The 18,286-nt window shown below is 67.2% G+C and carries 19 protein-coding genes; 9 read left to right on the top strand and 10 right to left on the bottom strand.

The annotated features are described in order from the left end of the window. The first annotated feature begins 181 nt into the window (after window positions 1–181). From VN378_RS02710 to VN378_RS02700, 3 genes are read left to right on the top strand one after another with little or no spacing between them, the layout of a single operon-like run. Window positions 182–2,563 (top strand): xylulose 5-phosphate 3-epimerase, encoded by a 2,382-nt coding sequence (locus VN378_RS02710; RefSeq protein WP_230307567.1) that lies wholly within the window; start codon window positions 182–184, stop codon window positions 2,561–2,563. Further along, entirely contained in the window at window positions 2,560–3,918 is a 1,359-nt protein-coding gene (locus VN378_RS02705) for an MBL fold metallo-hydrolase (protein ID WP_325740748.1), read from the top strand. The genes VN378_RS02710 and VN378_RS02705 overlap by 4 nt, the downstream gene beginning before the upstream one ends. Next, the gene (locus VN378_RS02700) at window positions 3,915–5,441 is read left to right on the top strand and encodes a thymidine phosphorylase family protein (protein WP_325740746.1); all 1,527 of its coding nucleotides are present in this window, start codon (window positions 3,915–3,917) and stop codon (window positions 5,439–5,441) included. Before VN378_RS02705 ends, VN378_RS02700 begins: the two co-directional genes overlap by 4 nt. On the opposite strand, the gene VN378_RS02695 is transcribed toward VN378_RS02700, so the two are convergent. The 3 genes from VN378_RS02695 to VN378_RS02685 all read right to left on the bottom strand — a co-directional run bounded on the left by VN378_RS02695 (window position 5,399) and on the right by VN378_RS02685 (window position 7,164). Beyond that, entirely contained in the window at window positions 5,399–5,983 is a 585-nt protein-coding gene (locus VN378_RS02695; protein ID WP_325740744.1) for an RNA polymerase sigma factor, read from the bottom strand. The two genes, VN378_RS02700 and VN378_RS02695, sit on opposite strands and share 43 nt — an antisense overlap. 381 nt (window positions 5,984–6,364) lie before the next feature. Next, window positions 6,365–7,024, bottom strand: coding sequence for a methyltransferase family protein (locus tag VN378_RS02690; protein ID WP_154725716.1), 660 nt, complete (start codon window positions 7,022–7,024; stop codon window positions 6,365–6,367). An 11-nt stretch (window positions 7,025–7,035) separates the two neighbouring features. After that, entirely contained in the window at window positions 7,036–7,164 is a 129-nt protein-coding gene (locus VN378_RS02685; protein ID WP_230307571.1) for a DUF2933 domain-containing protein, read from the bottom strand. On the opposite strand from VN378_RS02685, the gene VN378_RS02680 reads away from it, so the two are divergent. The 3 genes from VN378_RS02680 to VN378_RS02670 are packed head-to-tail and all read left to right on the top strand — an operon-like array spanning window position 7,105 to window position 10,052. Beyond that, complete coding sequence (locus VN378_RS02680) at window positions 7,105–7,377, top strand: hypothetical protein (RefSeq protein ID WP_230307572.1); 273 nt, start codon at window positions 7,105–7,107, stop codon at window positions 7,375–7,377. The two genes, VN378_RS02685 and VN378_RS02680, sit on opposite strands and share 60 nt — an antisense overlap. Window positions 7,378–7,387: 10 nt before the next feature. Beyond that, complete coding sequence (locus tag VN378_RS02675; protein WP_325740739.1) at window positions 7,388–8,644, top strand: acetate/propionate family kinase; 1,257 nt, start codon at window positions 7,388–7,390, stop codon at window positions 8,642–8,644. A gap of 49 nt (window positions 8,645–8,693) precedes the next feature. Continuing rightward, window positions 8,694–10,052, top strand: coding sequence for a hypothetical protein (locus VN378_RS02670; RefSeq protein ID WP_325740737.1), 1,359 nt, complete (start codon window positions 8,694–8,696; stop codon window positions 10,050–10,052). Here the strand turns inward: VN378_RS02670 and VN378_RS02665 are convergent. From VN378_RS02665 to VN378_RS16850, 4 genes are all read right to left on the bottom strand, one after another. Further along, complete coding sequence (locus VN378_RS02665) at window positions 10,037–10,561, bottom strand: hypothetical protein (RefSeq protein ID WP_325740735.1); 525 nt, start codon at window positions 10,559–10,561, stop codon at window positions 10,037–10,039. The two genes, VN378_RS02670 and VN378_RS02665, sit on opposite strands and share 16 nt — an antisense overlap. A 228-nt stretch (window positions 10,562–10,789) precedes the next feature. Continuing rightward, entirely contained in the window at window positions 10,790–11,083 is a 294-nt protein-coding gene (locus VN378_RS02660; RefSeq protein ID WP_292026928.1) for a hypothetical protein, read from the bottom strand. A gap of 262 nt (window positions 11,084–11,345) precedes the next feature. After that, window positions 11,346–11,606, bottom strand: a complete 261-nt coding sequence (locus VN378_RS02655; protein ID WP_154726943.1) for a DUF5676 family membrane protein — start codon at window positions 11,604–11,606, stop codon at window positions 11,346–11,348. Between the two features lie 48 nt (window positions 11,607–11,654). Further along, window positions 11,655–11,843, bottom strand: a complete 189-nt coding sequence (locus tag VN378_RS16850) for a DUF2933 domain-containing protein (protein WP_154726942.1) — start codon at window positions 11,841–11,843, stop codon at window positions 11,655–11,657. 339 nt (window positions 11,844–12,182) lie between these two features. Here VN378_RS16850 and VN378_RS02650 point away from each other — a divergent pair, with 339 nt between their 5' ends. Then, entirely contained in the window at window positions 12,183–12,839 is a 657-nt protein-coding gene (locus VN378_RS02650) for a DUF6629 family protein (RefSeq protein WP_154726941.1), read from the top strand. A gap of 384 nt (window positions 12,840–13,223) precedes the next feature. Here the strand turns inward: VN378_RS02650 and VN378_RS02645 are convergent, their stop codons facing one another. Continuing rightward, complete coding sequence (locus VN378_RS02645; RefSeq protein ID WP_325740727.1) at window positions 13,224–14,330, bottom strand: glycosyltransferase family 4 protein; 1,107 nt, start codon at window positions 14,328–14,330, stop codon at window positions 13,224–13,226. Beyond that, on the bottom strand, window positions 14,327–15,106 hold the full coding sequence (locus VN378_RS02640) for a lysophospholipid acyltransferase family protein (protein ID WP_305759002.1): 780 nt from the start codon (window positions 15,104–15,106) through the stop codon (window positions 14,327–14,329). The genes VN378_RS02645 and VN378_RS02640 overlap by 4 nt, the downstream gene beginning before the upstream one ends. Window positions 15,107–15,337: 231 nt before the next feature. Between VN378_RS02640 and VN378_RS02635 the strand changes: the two genes are divergently transcribed. After that, a complete protein-coding gene (locus VN378_RS02635) occupies window positions 15,338–16,597 on the top strand; it encodes a cyclopropane-fatty-acyl-phospholipid synthase family protein (protein WP_325740723.1) in 1,260 nt (419 codons plus the stop codon). Window positions 16,598–16,684: 87 nt separating this feature from the next. Further along, window positions 16,685–17,269 carry a general stress protein gene (locus VN378_RS02630; protein ID WP_305610594.1) on the top strand — a complete coding sequence of 195 codons (585 nt, stop codon included), beginning with the start codon at window positions 16,685–16,687 and terminating at the stop codon, window positions 17,267–17,269. Between the two features lie 499 nt (window positions 17,270–17,768). Here VN378_RS02630 and VN378_RS02625 read toward each other — a convergent pair whose 3' ends face one another. Next, complete coding sequence (locus tag VN378_RS02625) at window positions 17,769–18,176, bottom strand: nuclease (RefSeq protein WP_154726936.1); 408 nt, start codon at window positions 18,174–18,176, stop codon at window positions 17,769–17,771. Window positions 18,177–18,286: the final 110 nt, after the last annotated feature.

Raw genomic sequence — 18,286 nt, 5'->3', positions numbered from 1 at the left:
CGGGCGTGGGCGATGAAAACCGGGATGTCAGGACCGGGGTCGGTCACTCAGGCGGCAGGCGCCGGTCCTGGAGCCGGTGATCCTGTCGGCCGTCTATCCGCCAGATGTAAGCGTTCCGGGGGGCGGGCGTCATATCTCCGGAGCGGGCACGGCGCCCGTCTGTTCGTGGCAAGGCGCTATCGTGTCGATCACCTGGGCTGAAACGTGGAAACCCGGCTATGGGCCTCTGGTCCGGCAAGCCGACACCGTCACGCGGATCGAGGACATGGCGCAGCGTCTCGTGCGCCGAGGCGTCTGGCCGGACGAGGAGTCGGTCTACCGTCTGGTGGCCGCCGCCGATCGGCTGGCGAGCGCCGGCATGTGGCTGGTGGCGCACATGACCTATGTACGCCGGGTGGATCTGTCCGGAGCGCCCTTGCCGACGGAAGCCTTCAAGGACTTGCCGGAGGGCCATACCGGCGGCTCGCTGAACATGGTCCCGGCCTTCGTCGGCTATTTGCTGGCGAACGCCCTGTCCGGCGTCACGCGGTCCTGGATCATGGGCCAGGGGCACTGCGTGGCTGCGATCGAGGCGGTCAACGCGCTGACCGGCGATGTCTCTGCCCGGCAAAAGGGTCGGTACAGCCGCTCGGACGCCGGCTTGTCCCAGCTCGTTTCGGACTTCTACAGCTACGCCATTGGCGCCGACGGCCGGCCCGCCGCGCCGCTTGGCAGCCATGCCGGGCCGGACACGGCCGGAGCCGTCTCGGAGGGCGGCTATCTGGGCTTCGCCGAGCTCGAATATGTCCACATGCCGCTGCGCGGGGAGAGCCTCGTCGCTTTCCTGAGCGACGGCGCCTTCGAGGAGCAGCGTGGCTCCGACTGGTCCCCGCGCTGGTGGCGGGCGGAAGACTGCGGCCTGGTGACGCCCCTCATGATCCTCAACGGGCGGCGCATAGAGGAACGCACGGAGATCGCCCAGGACGGCGGCGCGGGCTGGCTCGAACGACACCTGCGCCTGAACGGTTTCGACCCGATCCAGATCGACGGTCACGATCCAGCCGCCGTGGCGTGGGCCATTCTCGACTCCGAGGAGCGATTGAAGCGCTTCACAGCGGATCCCGACCGGGTCTATCCGGCGCCGTTGCCCTATGTGATCGCGCGGGCGGTCAAGGGGTTCGGCTTTCCCGGCGCCGGGACGAACCGCGCCCACAACCTGCCACTGGAGGGCGATCCCCGAACGGACGAGGGGGCGCGGGCGGCGTTCAACGCCGCGGCGGCGACGCTGTTCGTGCAGGGAAGCGAGCTCGACGCCGCCCTGGGGGTTCTCACGACCCATGACCTGCAGCGCCGGCCTTTGGAAAGCCGCCATCCGGCCGCGCGACGGGCGCCGCCGCCGCCCGTGCGGCCCATTCCGGACTGGTCGGACAGGGCGAGGTCCCCGATGGAGGCGATCGACGCCTGGTTCGTGGAATTCGTCGACGCCAACCCGGGCCTGCGCGTCCGCCTCGGCAATCCCGACGAGCTTCGCAGCAATGGCATGGGGCGTACGCTCGACCGGCTTGGCCACCGGGTGAACCGACCGGAACCCGGCGTTCCCGAGGCGATCGACGGGGCGGTGATCACCGCCCTCAATGAAGAAGCGGTGGCCGGCGCCGCGCTGGGCAACAAGGGCGGGCTCAATCTCATCGTCAGCTACGAAGCGTTTGCGGTGAAGATGCTGGGTCTCCTGCGCCAGGAGGTGATTTTCGCGCGCCATCAGCGCGAGAGCGGCCAGGTCCCGGGATGGCTCGCCGTCCCGTTGCTGGCCACATCCCACACCTGGGAGAACGGCAAGAACGAACAGTCGCACCAGGATCCCACGCTCGCCGAGGCCCTGCTCGGGGAGATGTCGGACACCGCCCGGGTGCTGTTCCCGGTGGACGCCAACAGCGCCGTCGCCGCGCTCCGCGGGGTCTATGGCCGGCGCGGAGAGGTCGCGTGTCTGATCACGCCCAAACGGACGCTGCCGCAGGTGCTCGACGGGGCCGCGGCCCAGGATCTTTGGGAGCGCGGCGCGGCGCTCATCGGCGGGGACCTGGACAGGGCCGAGATCCAGATCGTTGCGGTCGGCGCCTATCAGGCGCGGGAGGCGCTGGCGGCGGCTGCGCGACTCACGCATCATGGCCGCCGCGCCTGTGTCACGGCTCTGCTCGAACCGGGACGATTCCGGGCCCCGAGGGACGAGATCGAGGCGGCGCACGTGGTCTCGGCCGAGGCGCTGGAAGCGCTCTTTCCCCAACGCCTGCCCCGTCTGATCCTCACCCACACCCGCCCGGAGCCGATGCTCGGACTGCTGCGCCGCCTCGACGGAGGGCCCGAGCGCACCCGGGCGCTCGGCTACCTCAGCCGTGGCGGGACGCTCGACACCCCCGGCATGCTGTTCGCCAACCGGTGCACCTGGGCTCACGCCGCGGTCGCCTGTGCGGACCTCCTCGGCGCCGACGCGGCCGACGTCCTGACACCCGGGGAGATGGCCGCCGTCCGCGGCGAAGCACACCCCCGCATCCTGCAAATCTCACCCCCGGAAGGATCTCCATCGTGATCAGTCTCACCAGCCTCGGCGGCGCCGGCACCGTCACCGGATCAAAACACCTGCTGGAGGCCGATGGCCGCCGCATCCTGATCGACTGCGGCCTTTTCCAGGGCCTCAAGACCCTGCGCGAACAGAACTGGGCCCCCCTCCAGGTCGAGCCCTCAAGCATCGACGCGGTGGTCCTGACCCACGCCCACCTGGACCACTCAGGCTACCTGCCGAAACTGGTGAAGGACGGTTTTCGCGGGCCCATCCTGGCCAGCGCCGCGACGCGGGATGTCGCGGAGATCATCCTGCGCGACAGCGGCCATATCCAGGAGAAGGACGCCGAACAGGCCAACCGCTACGGCTACGGCAAACACAAGCCGGCCTTGCCGCTCTATGGCGTGCACGACGCCGAACGCGCGGTGGAGCGCTTTACCCCGATCGCGTTCCACACGTCGGTCCAGCTGCCGGGCGGAGCCAGCCTGACGCTGCGGCGCGCCGGGCACATCCTCGGCGCGGCCACCGCCGAGGTGACCTGGAACGGGACGAAGATCCTGTTTTCCGGCGATCTCGGCCGCTACGGCGACGCCACCATGGTCGATCCCGAGCCGGTGGCGGAGGCCGACTATGTGGTCGTGGAATCGACCTATGGCGACCGGCTCCATGACCCCCAGGACCCCACGGAAGCCTTGGGCGAGATCATCGAACGCACCACCGCGCGCGGCGGGACCGTGGTCATTCCCACCTTCGCCGTCGGCCGGGCCCAGTCGCTGCTGTACCACATCTGGCGGCTGAAGCAGGCGGGGCGGATCGGCCTGACGCCGATCTATATGGACAGCCCCATGGCGATCAACGCCACCGACCTCCTGTGCGCGCACCTGGAGGACCATCGCATGCCGGCCGACGTGTGCGACGCCGCCTGCGGCATCGCCACCTATGTGCGCGATGTGGACGCCTCCAAGAAACTCACCGCCAGCCCCATGCCCAAGGTCATCCTTTCGGCCAGCGGCATGGCCACCGGCGGGCGGGTGCTCCACCATATCAAGGCCTTCGGCCCGGACCGGCGCAACACCATCCTGTTTTCAGGCTTCCAGGCGGCCGGAACGCGGGGCCGTTCGATGGTCGAGGGCGCCCGAGAGGTGAAGATCCACGGTGAGTGGGTTCAGGTCAACGCGGAGGTGGCCAACCTGCCGATGCTCTCGGCCCACGCCGACTACGAGGAAATCCTGCGCTGGCTTTCCGGCCTCAAGCGACCGCCGCGCAAGACCTTCATCGTTCACGGCGAGCCCCATGCGGCGGACGCCCTGCGGGTCCGGATTCACGACCGGCTCGGATGGGACTGCGTCATCCCGCAGATGATGGAGCGGCACGAGCTGTGAGCAAAGTGGTCAAGACTGCACCCCATGCGGCGGCGCCCCTCAAGGCGCGCCGCTTCGGCCTGTACGCCCAGCACGAGTCGATCGTGCTGATGCGGCGCGACTGCCACGTCTGCCGCTCCGAAGGCCTGTCGTCCCGCTCCCAGGTGGTGCTTTCGGCCGCCGGCCGGGAGGTCTACGCCACCCTGTACCAGATGGACGGCGACGTTCTCGGCCTCGACGAGGCGGCGCTCTCCGAAGAGGCCTGGCGGCAGTTGGCGGTGGCGCCGGGCGATCCCGTCGTCGTGCGACACGCTCCGGCCATCGAATCCATGTCCAGCGTTCGCCGCCGGATCTATGGAGCGCGGCTGGATGAAGCCGCGATCCGGGGTGTCGTCAGGGACGTGGCCGCCGGGCGATACACGCCGATCCATCTCGCGGCCTTTCTGACCGCGACATCGGTGCTGCCGATGGACGACGCCGAGACGGGGGCGCTGACCCGGGCCATGGTGGACGTCGGCGACCGCCTGAGCTGGCCGTCGGATATCGTCATGGACAAACACTGCATCGGCGGACTTCCCGGCAACCGCACGACGCCGATCGTCGTCGCCATCCTCGCCGCCTGCGGCCTGGTCACGCCCAAGACCTCCTCGCGGGCCATCACTTCACCGGCCGGCACGGCCGACACCATGGAGACCCTGGCGCCGGTCGATCTCGATCTGCCCGCCATGCGCCGCGTGGTGGAAGCCGAGAACGGCTGCGTCGTCTGGGGCGGGGCTGTGAAGCTCAGCCCGGTCGACGACATCTTTATCCGTGTAGAGCGGGTCCTCGACGTCGACACCGAAGGCCAGCTGATCGCCTCGGTCCTGTCCAAGAAGATCGCGGCGGGTTCCACCCATGTGGTGCTGGACATTCCCGTAGGCGCCACCGCCAAGGTGCGGACGAGAGAGGCGGCCGCGAAGTTGGCGAAACGGCTCGTCGAGATCGCGGCCCGGTTCGACCTGAAGGCCCTCTGCGTTCAGACCGACGGGGAGCAGCCGGTCGGCGTCGGCATCGGCCCGGCGCTGGAAGCGCTTGATGTCCTGGCGGTGCTGCAGAACCGACCCGAAGCGCCGCAGGACCTGCGCCACCGCGCTTGCCTGCTGGCGGGCGCCGCGCTCGAACTGGCTGGGCAGGCAACCGCGGGGCAGGGCGTGCTCGCCGCCGAGGCGGTGATCGCCGACGGTCGCGCCTGGGCGAAATTCCAGCGGATCTGCGAGGCGCAAGGGGGCATGCGCACACCGCCGGTCGCGGCCCAGCGGGCGCCCATCCATGCGACCCGATCCGGCCGCGTCATCCTCATCAACAACCGCCAGGTCGCTACGCTGGCCAAACTGGCTGGCGCGCCTGAACGCAAGGCCGCCGGCGTCCAGATGCAGGTGCGCCTGGGCACCGAAATCTCAGCGGGCCAGCCATTGTTGACGGTGCACGCCGAGACGGCGGGCGAACTCGCCTATGCGCTCGACTATGCGGCGTCGCATGGCGATATGATCGAGATCGAGGCCTGACCCGCCGTATCGACGGCTTGCCTCCACCGCGCCGCGAGGGCGCAGGGCTCCGGGCAGGCGCCGCAACGCGCCTGCATGCGTTCACGCAGCGCCGCCCGGGCGCGGTGGACCCGAACACCGATGTTGTTGGTGGTCAGCTGCATCTCGACGGCGATCACCTTCAGCGGCGTCTCCTGGAGCTCGGCGCGCCGCAGGAGCTGGGCGGTCTCCGGCCCCAGGTCGTCCAGTGCTCCCGCCAAGCATTGCAAAGCCCGGTCCAGACCCTCGGGCGCATCATCTGCGGCGGGTACAGGAAACTCCGACAGCATGGCCTCATTCAGCCGTGTACGGCTCGCATTGCGCCTGTAGCGGTCGAACAGGGCGTTGCGCAGCGCGATGCCGAGCCATGCATCAATCTTGCCGGGGTTGGTCAGGTGTCCTGCACCCTGGGTGGCCTTCAGGGCGAACTCCTGCAGAACGTCTTCGGCGTCTTCCTGGGACCGGAGGCGTCGCCTGAGGAAACGCAAATGGCCGGCCCGGCCCTTTCGAAGCCGGAGTTCCACGAGCTGGTGAATGTCCTCGGGACGGGCCGACGCCGGGACAAGGCGGATCGGAGCGCGCGCTGTCCCGGGCGCGGTCAATATGGAGGCGCAATTCAGGCTCATCTGACAAGTCCCGCTCTTCAACATGAAGGCAGGATCGGTCCGGAAATGTCGGCTGGGATTGCGATAGATCAAACGGTCAGATCAAGAATATTTGCAGCCGATATTCCGAGGGATTGTCCTTTGCGGCGCGTATTGGCTCTGTGAGCGAGGCAAGGCCGTCCGGCGAAAGCTGAAACGAATCCTGCGGTCGTGTGGTGAGCGCCCTTCGGATGCAGGCGGCGCCAATCGCCGACCTGTAATGGGCGTAGGGAGCTTTGAGATCGGGACCCGAACGGAATATCAGAGGCGGGAAGGCGCCGGGGCCGCCCGGGAGCGCAGCCGCGGAATGAAGGCCGGCGTGGCCCGCCTGTAGGTTGCGTACTCCGGGCCGAAGCGGGCTTCGGTCTCGCGTTCCTCGCTCCTTGCCAGCCGCCAGTACATGAAGACCAGGACCGGGAACATGCCCAGGGTGAGAACCGTCGGCCACTGCAACAGGAAGCCGAACATCACCAGGACGAAGCCGACGTATTGCGGATGGCGGATGGACCGATAGGGTCCGCTGGCGGCCAATGCGCCTTCCTGCTGAGCGCGATAGAGCACCGGCCAGGCCGCGGAGATGAGCCAGAAGCCGCCGCCGATGAAGGCGAAGCTGAGGATGTGGAAGGGTCCGAAATGGGGGTTCGCCCTCCAGCCGAACATCGTCTCCAGGAGGTGGCCGGCGTCGTGCGACCACCAATCGACGCCGGGGAAGCGCGTTTGCAGCCAGCCGGACAGGAAATAGAGGGTGAGCGGGAAACCGTACATCTCGGTGAAGAGCGCCACCAGGAAGGCGCTGAAGGCGCCGAACGAGCGCCAGTCCCGGCCCGTCCTCGGCTTGAAGAAGGTGAAGGCGAAAAAGATGAAGAGGACCGAGTTCAGGATGACCAGGGACCAGAGGCCGTAGGCTTGCGGTTCGGGCATGGGAACCTCGCTCAGGATTGGTGCGGATGGGAGGAATCGGCGGCCGAAGGGCCCGGCGGTCCCTGACGATGCCCGCGCCCATGACCGCCGTGCATGGTCATGTGCAGCAGCGGGCAGAGCAGGATCAGGAGGAACGGCAGCCAGCCGAGGAGATGAACACGATGCTCCCCGATGAGCAGATAGGCCAACCCTGCGCCGAAGGCTGCGAAGGTGAGGAGATTCAGGATGCGTCCTGGTCGGTTCGAAGCCATGGGGCTGAATCCTTTCGGGAGAGACTGAACATCGCTGCCTGTCTGACGCCGCCGGCGGCAAAGTATTACGCCGCGGGCGGATCGCGGGAGAGGGCGGTGTGAGGCGGCCGGCGTGGTCGGGTCCGTAAGGGGCGAGGATTGGCTGCGTCAGGACGTGATCAGCACGCCCGGCGTGCGCCAGTCCGGGGTCACCGCCAGGATGCCGCCTGTCCTCGCCCTCAACGTCGGCTCCTCCACGGTCAAGTTCGGCGTGTTCGAAGCCGCCCGGGGACACCTTGCACCGGTGTTGCGGGGCCGGATCGAATCTAACGGCGCGGGTCGACGGCTCGTGAGCCAGGACGCCGCCGGCGGCGGCCTGTCCGAAACGCCCTGGATCGCCGGGGGCGACGACCCGACGTCAGATCTCTTGCGTTGGGTGGAGGCGCGACTGGCCGGGCCCGTGGCCGCGGTCGGACATCGCGTGGTCCACGGCGGCCCCGACTTCAGCCAGGCGGTCGCCGCCTCCGACCCCGTTCTCGAGAGCCTTGAGGCCCTTGCCCCGCTTGCGCCCCTGCACCAGCAGCAAGGACTCGCGGGGGTCCGGGCGCTCCGCAAGGCGTGTCCCGATCTGCCTCAGGTCCTGACGTTCGATACCGCCTTCCATGGCGGTCACGACCCCGTGGCGGATCGGCTGGGTCTGCCCCGGCTCTGGGAAGCCAGAGGGCTTCGCCGCTACGGCTTCCACGGCCTGTCCTACGAATCCGTGGCCGGACAGCTCGCGGTGCTCGATCCGTCGATGGCTGAGGGACGCGTGGTTGCGGCCCATCTGGGTTCGGGCGCGAGCCTTTGCGCGCTGAGGAACGGCCGGAGCATCGACACCACCATGGGCGCCACGCCGCTCGACGGCCTTGTCATGGGCACGCGCTGTGGGAGCCTGGACCCTGGGGTGGTGCTCTATCTGCAGCAAGCCGGGGGCCTCGACGCCGCCGGATTGGTCGATCTGCTCTATCGGCGCTCCGGCCTGCTGGGCGTCTCGGGTCTCAGTGGCGACATGCGGGTTTTGCTGGAAAGCGACAGCCCGGCCGCGCGGGAGGCGGTCGATCTGTTCGTCTATCGGGCGGCGCGCGAGGTCGCGGCCCTGGCGGGGAGCCTGGAGGGTCTCGACGGTCTGGTCTTCACCGCGGGCATCGGCGAGAATTCGCCGCGGATCCGCGCGGAGACCTGCGCACGGCTCGCCTGGTTGGGGGTCGAACTCGACCCGGCCGCCAATCGTCGCGGTTCTGGACGCCTGAGCCCGGTCGGCGCTCCCGTCACCGTCCGGATGATCCGCACAGATGAAGAACGCGTGATCGCCCGCCACACGTCGCGGCTGCTCGGCCTTGACCGGTGACCCGGCGCGGTTCACGCCGGTTCGCCACCACAAGGAGGCCCGTTCATTGATGTCCGACCTGTCGCCCTCGGCCGGCTCCGTACGCGCAGACCAGCTGAACGGCGGCTGCTTCTGCGTGGGGGTGGATCAGACGGCCCTCGCGGCCGCGCTTGATCGTGAGACGGGGATCCCCGGATTTGCCGCGGACCTGGCGGAAACCCACCCCTGGCTGTTCGCGCGGTCCCCCGTCTTCCTGCCCGCGGAGACGCTCGACCGGATGATGGCCGTGGTCGCGGCCGCGGAAACGGCTGTAATGCTACCCGGCTATCGCGAAGCGGCGGCTGCATGGACGCCCCCGCTCGCACGTCGGGATCCCGGTCCTCATGGTGTCTTCATGGGGTATGACTTCCACGTCACGCCTTCCGGCCCCAAGCTCATCGAGATCAACACCAACGCCGGAGGCGCCTTCCTGAACGCGGTTCTCGCCCGCTCGCAGCAGATCTGTTGCGCCGGCGTCGTCGCCGGTGTCGAAACGCCCGGACCCGCTGCGTTCCAGCAGCAGGTCGGCGAGATGTTCCGTAAAGAGTGGCGACTGCAAAACGGGAAAGGGACGCCCGCAACGGTGGCCATCCTCGATGATGATCCGCAGGCGCAGCCGCTTTACCCGGAGTTCAGGCTCGCCCAGGCCCAGCTTCGGGCGGCCGGCCTTGAAGCCCTTGTCGCGGACCCTCGCGATCTGACGATCGTAGGTGATGCGCTGATGCTCGGCGGCGTCCGGGTGGACATCGTCTACAATCGCCTCGTCGATTTTCTGCTGGAGCAGCCGACCCACGGGGTCCTGAGGCAGGCCTATGAGCGAGGCCTGGTGGTGGTCACGCCCAACCCCCACATCTATAGCCGCCTCGCGGACAAGCAGAACCTCACCCTGCTGTCCGACCCCGACAGCCTGCGCAGCTGGGGACTGGCGGCGGAGCCGGCCGCGGTTCTTGCGGCGGCCGTTCCCCGCACCATCCTCGTACGGCCGGAAAACGCCGCCGAGCTTTGGGCGGACCGGCGCAACTGGTTCTTCAAGCCGGCCCGGGGCCACGCCAGCAAGGCGGCCTACCGCGGCGACAAACTCACCCGGCGGGTCTGGGAAGAGATCAAGAACGCCACCTACGTCGCCCAGACCTATGCCGCTCCGGGAGAACGACGCATCCCGCCCGCCGCCGAGCCGGTCAGTCTGAAGGTCGATGTGCGCCTCTACACCTACGGGGGGAGGATGCTGCTCGCGGCCGCCCGGCTCTACCAGGGGCAGACCACCAACATGCGCACGCCGGGCGGTGGTTTCGCGCCGGTCCTCGTTCTGCCGGCAGCCGTGGCCAACATTGATGAGTGCCCCGGCGCCGTCAAACCGTCACCCGGCGCGGCCTGTCACGACCGTTCATAGGCGAAGACGGCCCTGACCGGATCATCACGCCGACCAGGGCGCGCCACGTGAAAGGTCAGCAGGTAGCGCCCGGGTCGCCGAAGCGAGACATAGCCGCCGTAGGTGGCTAAACCGTCCAGGGGCATGAGTTCCAGCGGCCCGGCTCCGGGCCCGGGGTTATGTGGCCCGCTGATGCTCAGGGACACCTCGGCGTCATCGATGCGCCGGTTTGTTGCGGCGTCGAACACAGCGAGCGTGACGTGATCGGTCCCCGAAGGCGGCCCCTCGTGCATCCGGGCCTCGGGGTGGGACCGGGGGTGGGCGGCCACGGTGGCGCTATCGACCACGCCATACTCAAGTCGCAGCCCGTCAACGGTCTGCGATTGACCGTCAAAGGTCTGCGACTGGCCGTCCACGGTCTGCGAGGGGTCATGGGAGGGCTCAGCCTGGCAGGACGCCAGCGACAGCGCCCCAAAGACGCCCAGCAGGAGCGGGCGCGCCCTGTGGCGCAAGGAATGGACGACAGACATCTTCCGGCCTTTTCGCGGTGATCGGAACTGAACGTTCATCGATGAATGACGCGCGCCCGCGCCCCGACATTACAAGACTTCCGTCCCCACACGGCCGGACGACCGCTTCGAACCGGATTGCGGCTTCTGCTGGCCCGAATGGATCACTGCCCAGTCCACCACCCGTTGATCATCGGGTTCGGCGGCGTGCTCCAGCCCGCTTGTTTCACTAAGGCGCGTCAACCGGCGTTATTCGCCGAGCACCCGTCCCGCCAGATTGTAGCAGTGGGCTATCAGCACGCCGAAAATTCCGCCCACGATGAAGGCGCACAGGCTGCCGATCCCCAGCGCCGCGACAGAACCCATGGATTGGTCCGTGAGTTGCGTTGTGAACAGGCCGATGAAGGCGTCGGCGCCGGGCAGGCCCAGGGCGGCCCATATCCACCCGAGAACAAACAGCCAGAGCGTCGCGAATGCGCCCGTGCTCGCGACGCGAAGGACATGCAGGCGGGTGCGTCGCGGAAGGACTTTGGCTTCAGTCATGGCGATCCTCCTTGAGGTTGGTCGGGTCGTCGACAATCGTCGGCCCGTGCTGGCCATGACGCGCGGCGAGCCTGGAGTTTACGGGGCCGCCACCCGGCATCGACGAGGGTGAGGGTGAACGGTCGTGACACGGGCGCCATGACGACGCCAGTCAGTGGTTTTCCACTCGTGCTTCTCTTATCGGGTCTGCAACGGGCCCGTGACCCGCGCGGTAAGCGTCCCCCGATCCTGGGAGTCCCGAAAGCCCCATGGCCCTCCGTATCTAACCCCGACCCCAGCGCCGGTTCAGCCAGTTGTAGACGGGGCAAAAAACCAATCCGGCGTAGGCCCCGTAGAGAAAGCTCTCGGCAAGGCCCAACAGGAATCCGGGCCATGTCAGCCACTGGAAGGCGGGCAACAGCTGCTCCAGCAGAGCCTGCGCATGCAAATTCTCGGGCGCGATCAAACCGTAGACCACGCACAGGAGGAACGTCACGGACGCCCATATGCCGAGGGCCCAGCTCACAATTCTAGTGTCCATCATGCGGCGTTTCCTTCGATGCTTCTGCAACCTGGCCGGGCCCGATCCCGCTCAGTGGACATGGGGCGGTTTTCGGTCGTCCTCTCGCGAAACGCCGCCATCGCTGTCCTCCTCGGCTCGGCGCGACCCATGACCGCCGTGCCCGCCGTGCCCGCCGTGCCCGCCGTGCCCCACAAGGTGCAGCCCTACGAAGGCCGCCCCGAACAGGAGCCAGGGCCAGTTGTCCACCACCCAATTCATCGGTCTTTCCTGGATCTTTCGGTGGAGCGTTCGGTCCGAGCTCCGGCATGGCCGAAGTCTTGTCAGGATCGCTCCGATGAACCCTATGACGCGGCCGATCCAGGCTCCTTACAGAACAGGGGCGGATCACGCCGGGAGCGCTTCGGGCGCCGTCGCTTTTGGAAGCCCCGGGGCCAGATCCGTATCGCACGGACAGATCGCGTCTCCGGGTGTCCGACCGGACGCGTGTCGTTTGAGATGGATCACCGCCGGTTTTTTGGCTCGAGACTTTATTGGCCAGCGGGATATAGTCCCGCCAACCCGTCCCCGAGACTGTCGAGCGTTTGGGATTGAACACGCATGTGTTTTTCAGCCACGGCCAGTTTCTCAGCCGGAGCGGCGCTGCTGATTGTCGGCGCCGTCACGGTCCGCCGTGCGCGGCGGCGCGCCGAGCTGCCCTTTTCCCTGATTCCGGTACTGTTTGGCATTCAACAGCTGATCGAGGGAGCCATCTGGCTGACGTTTCCCGACAAGGCGCCCGTGTTGAATTCAGTTCTGACCGTGGTCTATTCCGTTTTCTCGCACGTGCTTTGGCCGGTCTATGTTCCGATCGCGGTTCTGCTGCTTGAGCCCATACCGTGGCGTCGCCGGGTGTTGCTCGCCATTGCGTTCGTCGGGGCCGCGGTAGGCCTCTACCTGCTGTATTTCATCGTCAGCCTGCCGATCGTTTCGCAGGTGCAGGGCGGGCACATCGCCTATGTGTCCCCACACTTCTATGCCGCCGTTGTAATGCTGCTATATGTCCTCGGCACCTGCGTCAGCATGCTCTTTTCGAGCCACTCCAAGGTCAGGCTCTTTGGTCTAGCGGCCTTCGTGGCCTTCGTCGGGGCCTATGTTTTTTACGCCGTATGGTTGATCTCCGTGTGGTGCTTTTTCGCGGCAGTGCTCAGTGTCATCGTGTTGCTGCACTTCCCTCGGCGACCTCCGACCTCACAGCTTCGCTCGCCCGCTGTTTGACAGGGCGTTGCGGATGCGGGCGCGAAAGGCGTTCAGTCGCTCACAACGCCTGACTCCCGAAACTCTGCGGCCCGGGGCTGAAGCCAAAGCCCGATTCATTGAGAGGTAAGGAAGGGGTTCGCGCCGCGCTCCGGCGTCCGCATCCTGCGAACCGTCCTCTGCCTAGAACTGATCCAGTGCCGGATCCCGTGACAAACTCGCCCCTGACCTGCCCCGCGCCGGTGTCACACTCGCGACGGTCATGCCGCCAACGCTGTGATGGCGCCGGGGCGTGGAAGGGGCCGGCGACCACCTGAGGTCAGCACAACCGCATGATCCGGCGCGCCGGTCATGACTTCTGGCCGGAGCGCCGGACCGGGCAAGAGCGATACTGGCCGGCTTATCTCAGGCCAAGACTGCGAAGCTCAACGGCTCATGCCGGCGCGCCGAACAGCCGTCGATCGCTTGTTCGGCAAAAGGCCGTTGCGCCGACAGGTCGCCATAGACGTCCAGATAGCGCCTCGCCATGGCCGTGGCCGAGAACCGCAGGTCGAACCGGGCGCGGATCACCGCGCGGTCCAGCAGATGCGCCCGGCCGGCAGCCGCGACGGCCTCATCAAGCGTGTCGACCAGAAAGCCGGTCTCGCCGTCCTGGATCACCTCGGAAGTCGAACCGCAGCGGAACGCGACGACCGGCGTGCCGCAGGCCATGGCTTCGATCATCACCAGGCCGAAGGGTTCGGGCCAGTCGATGGGGAACAGCAGGGCCTCGGCCCCGCCAAGGAAGGCCGACTTCTGGTGGTCGCCGATCTCGCCGATGAACTCGATCAGCGGACTGGCGTCGACCATCGGCTTGATGACGGTCTCCCAATAGACCTTGTCCGCCGCATCGACCTTGGCCGCGATCTTGAGCGGTTTGTTCAGGGCTGCAGCGATCTGAATGGCCCGGTCGGGGCGCTTCTCCGGTGAGATGCGGCCGAGGAAGGCCAGATAGCCCGACGACTTCGGCGCGAAAGCGTAGAGGTCGGATGGTATGCCGTGATGCACGGTCGCCTTCCAGTTGGCGAAGGGCAGGGGGCGTCGCTGGTTGTCCGAGATCGAGACGAGGCCGAACTGCGGCCAGCGCTCGTAGACGCCGCCGATATCCTTCATGTCCAGGCGCCCGTGCAGGGTGGTGAGGGCCCGATCGGCGTACCGCTCGAACATCGGGAAGTGGATCATGTCGGTGTGGAAGTGGATGACGTCGAAGTCGTCGGCGCGCTTCAGCACCTCCGACAGCATGGTCATGTGTGCGGCCAGGTCCGACTTGAACGGCGCCGGATCCAGCCGGATCGCCTGATCGCGTACGGGGATGAGCCGCGCGCGCGTCTCGGCGTCGGCCGAGGCGAACAGGGTGACGTCGTGGCCCAGATCGACCAGAGCGTCGGTCAGGTGGGCGACGACCCGCTCGGTGCCGCCGTACAGCTTCGGCGGCACGGCCTCATACAGCGGCGTGACCTGGGCGATCTTCATGGACGGAGCTCCGGCATTTGAGGAGAAGCGAGCCAACCCGCCGACAAACCGGGCATGGCCATTCGCCGCTTCTCGATCGCACCGACCTCGGCTTGCATGGCGGCTTGCGCCGTCCGGGTGAAATCCTTTGCGCTGAGGCCGGGGTTGATCGGCTCCAGGAGCGACACGGTGATGACCCCTGACCGTTCGGGAAGGCCGCCGAGACCCCAGAAGCGCCCCGAATCCAGGACAACGGGGAGGGTTGGGACGCCGAGCGCCTTGTAGAGAAACTCCACACCACGCCGGAATTCGATCGGTTCGCCGACCGCCTTGCGGGTGCCTTCCGGAAAGATCAGCACGGGGCGTCCGAGCGCCAGGGCCGCCCGACTTTGCAATGTCATCTCCCGGAGGGCGGCGGCCGCCGATGCCCGATCGATCAGGATCATGGGCGAGTGCCTCAGGTACCAGCCCATCACCGGGATACGCAGGAGTTCCCGCTTGGCCACAATCGCAACATCAGGAAACAGGATCAGGGCCGCCAGGGTTTCCCAGGTCGATTGATGGTTGGAGACAATCAGGCCCGGCACAGGATGAACGTGCTCCCGGCCCCGCTCCCGATGCCGCAATCCGACGACGCCAGCCAGCAGGGCCAGAACGCCGCGGGCCCAGACCCGCGACAGCATTCGCACCGCCGTCGGCGGGGACCCGGCGATCGATACGAGCGGGATCGCCAGACCAAAAAGCGCGGTCCAGAGTCCCCACAGGCCGCCAAACGCGAGTGAACGCAGCGCAGACACGAGACCCTCCGTTCACGCGACGACTGGGAGGAACGCTCCAATCACTACAAGGGACGCCGCGGCGGTCCTTCCATTACATGTCGGGGGTGACACGCCCGTGCCGTGCCCCTGAGCGCAAAATAGCAAGGCATGGGCTTCAACGTTGGGTTTGGTTCGCAAACCGCGTTGCCTGTAATGTCCCCCAGACTCCGGCGTCTCACCGTGCGCCCCCTCTCCACCACGGTGAGCCTGATGATCAAGGAAGCCCTCCGGTCCATTCTGCCCGACCGCACCGCCTTCCAACTTCTCGCCACGGCGCTCGGTCGCGCCGTACGGCAGGGCTCGCTCGTGGTTGTCGATCCCTGGGGACAGCGGCATGTCTTCGGCCCGGCCGACACGCCAACGGCGAGCATCCGGCTCACGGATCCCCGAATCCCGGGACGCGTCCTGGCCGATCCCATGCTGGGCGTGGGTGAAGCCTATATGGACGGCACGCTTGTCCTGGAACAGGGTTCCCTGCGCGACTTCCTGATGATGGGTGTTTCTATCGCCAGCGATTTCGCCAAATCGTCTCTCGCGGCGCGTGGATCCGCCAAGCCGTCCCAGAAGCCCCAACGGCCCAACCCGGTCGACCGGGCTCGGGCCAATGTCGCCCACCACTATGACCTCTCCGAGGAACTCTATCGCCTCTTCCTCGACCCCGACCTGCAGTACTCCTGCGCCTATTTCCAGGATGGCGACGAAAGTCTTGAACTGGCCCAGGCCAAGAAGAAGCGTCACATCGCCGCGAAGCTGCGTCTGGAGACCGGCGCCCGCGTGCTCGATATAGGAAGTGGTTGGGGTGGCCTGGCGCTTGAGTTGGCGAGCCGGCACGGCGTCGAAGTCGATGGTCTGACGCTCTCACAGGAACAGTTCAAGGTCGCCACCGCCCGTGTGGCGGACGGCGGCCTGGAGCCGCACGTGCGGTTTCACCTTCGCGACTACCGTCATGAGACCGGGGTCTACGACAGGATCGTGTCGGTCGGGATGTTCGAACATGTCGGCCCGACGCACTATGGCGAGTTCTTCGATATCGTACATCGATTGCTGGCGCCGGACGGGCTCGCCGTCATCCACGCGATCGGCAGAACGGGTCCGCCATCGGGTTGTGACCCGTGGATCGAAAAATATATCTTTCCCGGCGGATACTGCCCGGCATTGTCGGAAGTGTTCACCGCCATCGAACCGAGCGGGCTCCGCGTGACAGATGTGGAACTCCTGCCGCTCCACTACGCCGAGACCCTCCGGTGCTGGTCCGAGCGGTTCCGGGCTCATCGGGCCCGCGCGGCCGAGATTTACGACGAGCGCTTCTGTCGGATGTGGGAGTTTTACCTTGCAGCCTGCGAGGCGGCGTTCAGGGGCGGCAATATGACGGTGTTCCAGATTCAGCTCACGCGAAGCATCAAGGCTTCCCCGCCCACGCGGGATTACATGATCGACGAGGAACGCCGGTTGCTTGTCCAAGCTGAATGACCGGGACGATGTAATGCCGCCGGACCGTGCGCGTCTTGTCCCGGTCACGGCCAAGAAGGTCAGACAGCAAGATCGAAGGGCGGACCCATGAACGAAGAAAATGTTGTTGTCGCGGTGTTTGACAACCATGCCGAGGCCGAGGCAGCGGTCCGTGAAATCGGCCGCTCGGACTTTCCAGTTCGGCAGCTCACCATCATCGGTAAAGGCTATCACAGCGACGAGAAGGTGATCGGCTTCTACAACGTCGGCGATCGAATCAAGCTCTGGGGCGCGAACGGCGCTTTCTGGGGCGGCCTATGGGGCCTCTTCGTGGGCGGCGTTTTCATGACAGTGCCGCTGATCGGTCCCGTGGTCGTGCTGGGGCATCTCGCCGCCATGCTCCTGAGCGCCGTCGAGGGCGCGCTCCTGGTCGGCGGCGTAAGCGCTCTCGCAGGCGCCTTGGCGGGCATCGGCATCCCGAAGGACTCGGTCATCCGCTACCAGGAAGCAGTCAAGGCGGACAAATTCCTGGTCCTGGCCCACGGCGCGCCGGAAGAGATCAAGCGCGTTCAGGTGTTGCTGAAGTCAGCCGCGCCCAGCGACTTGCAGGTTCATCATGGCACCTGCGCCGGCCATGAAGGCCACGCGGCCCAACAGCGGCACCATCACGCGCCGGCCGAGGCGAAGGCCTGAGCTGAGAACGGCGATCCGGCGCGCCAGACCGGCTCCGTCCGCAGCTTGAGATCCGGGACGGAGCCGGATTGGCGCAATTCGCCGGCGACCGCCGTCATGCGCCGAGTGAAGGGCCTCTGATCGCCCGGCCGCTTGAAGCGCCGACGGCCCGCGCCGTCGCCCCGCTGGCATCTCGACGACTTGGTCGGCGGGAAGGTGAACAGACGCATGCACCCTGTAGCGGGCCGTGGCCAAGGCGAGCTCCTCGACCTCCTTGTCCAGCACCGGCGCCGCACAGAGGCCGCATCGAAGCAGAGCCCGGCCTCTGCACAATCGGCCAATTGAGCCGGAGATGTTCACGACTGACGGCTTGGCGTGATCTGGCGCAGCCCACGCAGCAGCCCAGCCTTTCCTGACCACCCACGCGGTGAGGCGGGAGCTGCTCCACGCCGCGCCACCCGGGTTCGACAGGTTGTCTATCCGCGGAACGGTCCCCTCCGGGCGACCGGAGACCGGGGCCTTAGTTTCCACCCTCCCGGCCCCCGGCGGCGCGGAGGAGGTCGCCGACCCGACGTCCGTTCAGCCTGCAGGAGGCGATCACGCGGTCGTGGACGATGACCCGGCCGTTCCGGCCCCGAACCGCGACGCAATCGAGCCGGCGGCGGGCGACGAGGCGAGCCAGGCGGTCACGGTCCGCGCGGCCGGTGGCGCTGTGCAGTTCGGGGGCGTCGAAGTCCGAAAGGCGCACCTCGATCCAGGCGGCCGGGTCGACGGCGTCACCCACGCACAGACTGTCGCCGTCGCCGACGTAGCGCACGATCCCCTCAAAGGCTTCCCCGGCGCGAGCGGGCAGCCGGCCCTCGCACGGATCGGCCCGGGCGACGGCCGGCGCCAGCAGGAGTCCGGCGGTGATCAGAAGCCATTTCATCGGCCCAGGGTGGCGCGGCGCCGGGCCGGGGACAAGCCCGACAGGGAGAGAAAGGAAGGCCGGACGGCGGGCGCTCCGTGGTGGAGCGGAGAAGGAGACCGCCATGAGAC

The sequence above is a fragment of the Brevundimonas sp. genome (assembly GCF_035561115.1).
GTDB lineage: Bacteria > Pseudomonadota > Alphaproteobacteria > Caulobacterales > Caulobacteraceae > Brevundimonas.
Note: the sequence above shows the minus strand (reverse complement) of the source record. Positions and strands in the feature narration are given on the sequence as shown.

Bases quoted from the DNA above. Each gene is read 5' to 3' on its own strand.
- VN378_RS02690 (WP_154725716.1), bottom strand. From the start codon at position 7,024: ATGCCCGAACCGCAAGCCTACGGCCTCTGGTCCCTGGTCATCCTGAAC.
- VN378_RS02680 (WP_230307572.1), top strand. From the start codon at position 7,105: ATGACCGCCGTGCATGGTCATGTGCAGCAGCGGGCAGAGCAGGATCAG.
- VN378_RS02670 (WP_325740737.1), top strand. From the start codon at position 8,694: ATGTCCGACCTGTCGCCCTCGGCCGGCTCCGTACGCGCAGACCAGCTG.
- VN378_RS02665 (WP_325740735.1), bottom strand. From the start codon at position 10,561: ATGTCTGTCGTCCATTCCTTGCGCCACAGGGCGCGCCCGCTCCTGCTG.
- VN378_RS02660 (WP_292026928.1), bottom strand. From the start codon at position 11,083: ATGACTGAAGCCAAAGTCCTTCCGCGACGCACCCGCCTGCATGTCCTT.
- VN378_RS02655 (WP_154726943.1), bottom strand. From the start codon at position 11,606: ATGATGGACACTAGAATTGTGAGCTGGGCCCTCGGCATATGGGCGTCC.
- VN378_RS16850 (WP_154726942.1), bottom strand. From the start codon at position 11,843: ATGAATTGGGTGGTGGACAACTGGCCCTGGCTCCTGTTCGGGGCGGCC.
- VN378_RS02650 (WP_154726941.1), top strand. From the start codon at position 12,183: ATGTGTTTTTCAGCCACGGCCAGTTTCTCAGCCGGAGCGGCGCTGCTG.
- VN378_RS02645 (WP_325740727.1), bottom strand. From the start codon at position 14,330: ATGAAGATCGCCCAGGTCACGCCGCTGTATGAGGCCGTGCCGCCGAAG.
- VN378_RS02635 (WP_325740723.1), top strand. From the start codon at position 15,338: ATGATCAAGGAAGCCCTCCGGTCCATTCTGCCCGACCGCACCGCCTTC.
- VN378_RS02630 (WP_305610594.1), top strand. From the start codon at position 16,685: ATGAACGAAGAAAATGTTGTTGTCGCGGTGTTTGACAACCATGCCGAG.
- VN378_RS02625 (WP_154726936.1), bottom strand. From the start codon at position 18,176: ATGAAATGGCTTCTGATCACCGCCGGACTCCTGCTGGCGCCGGCCGTC.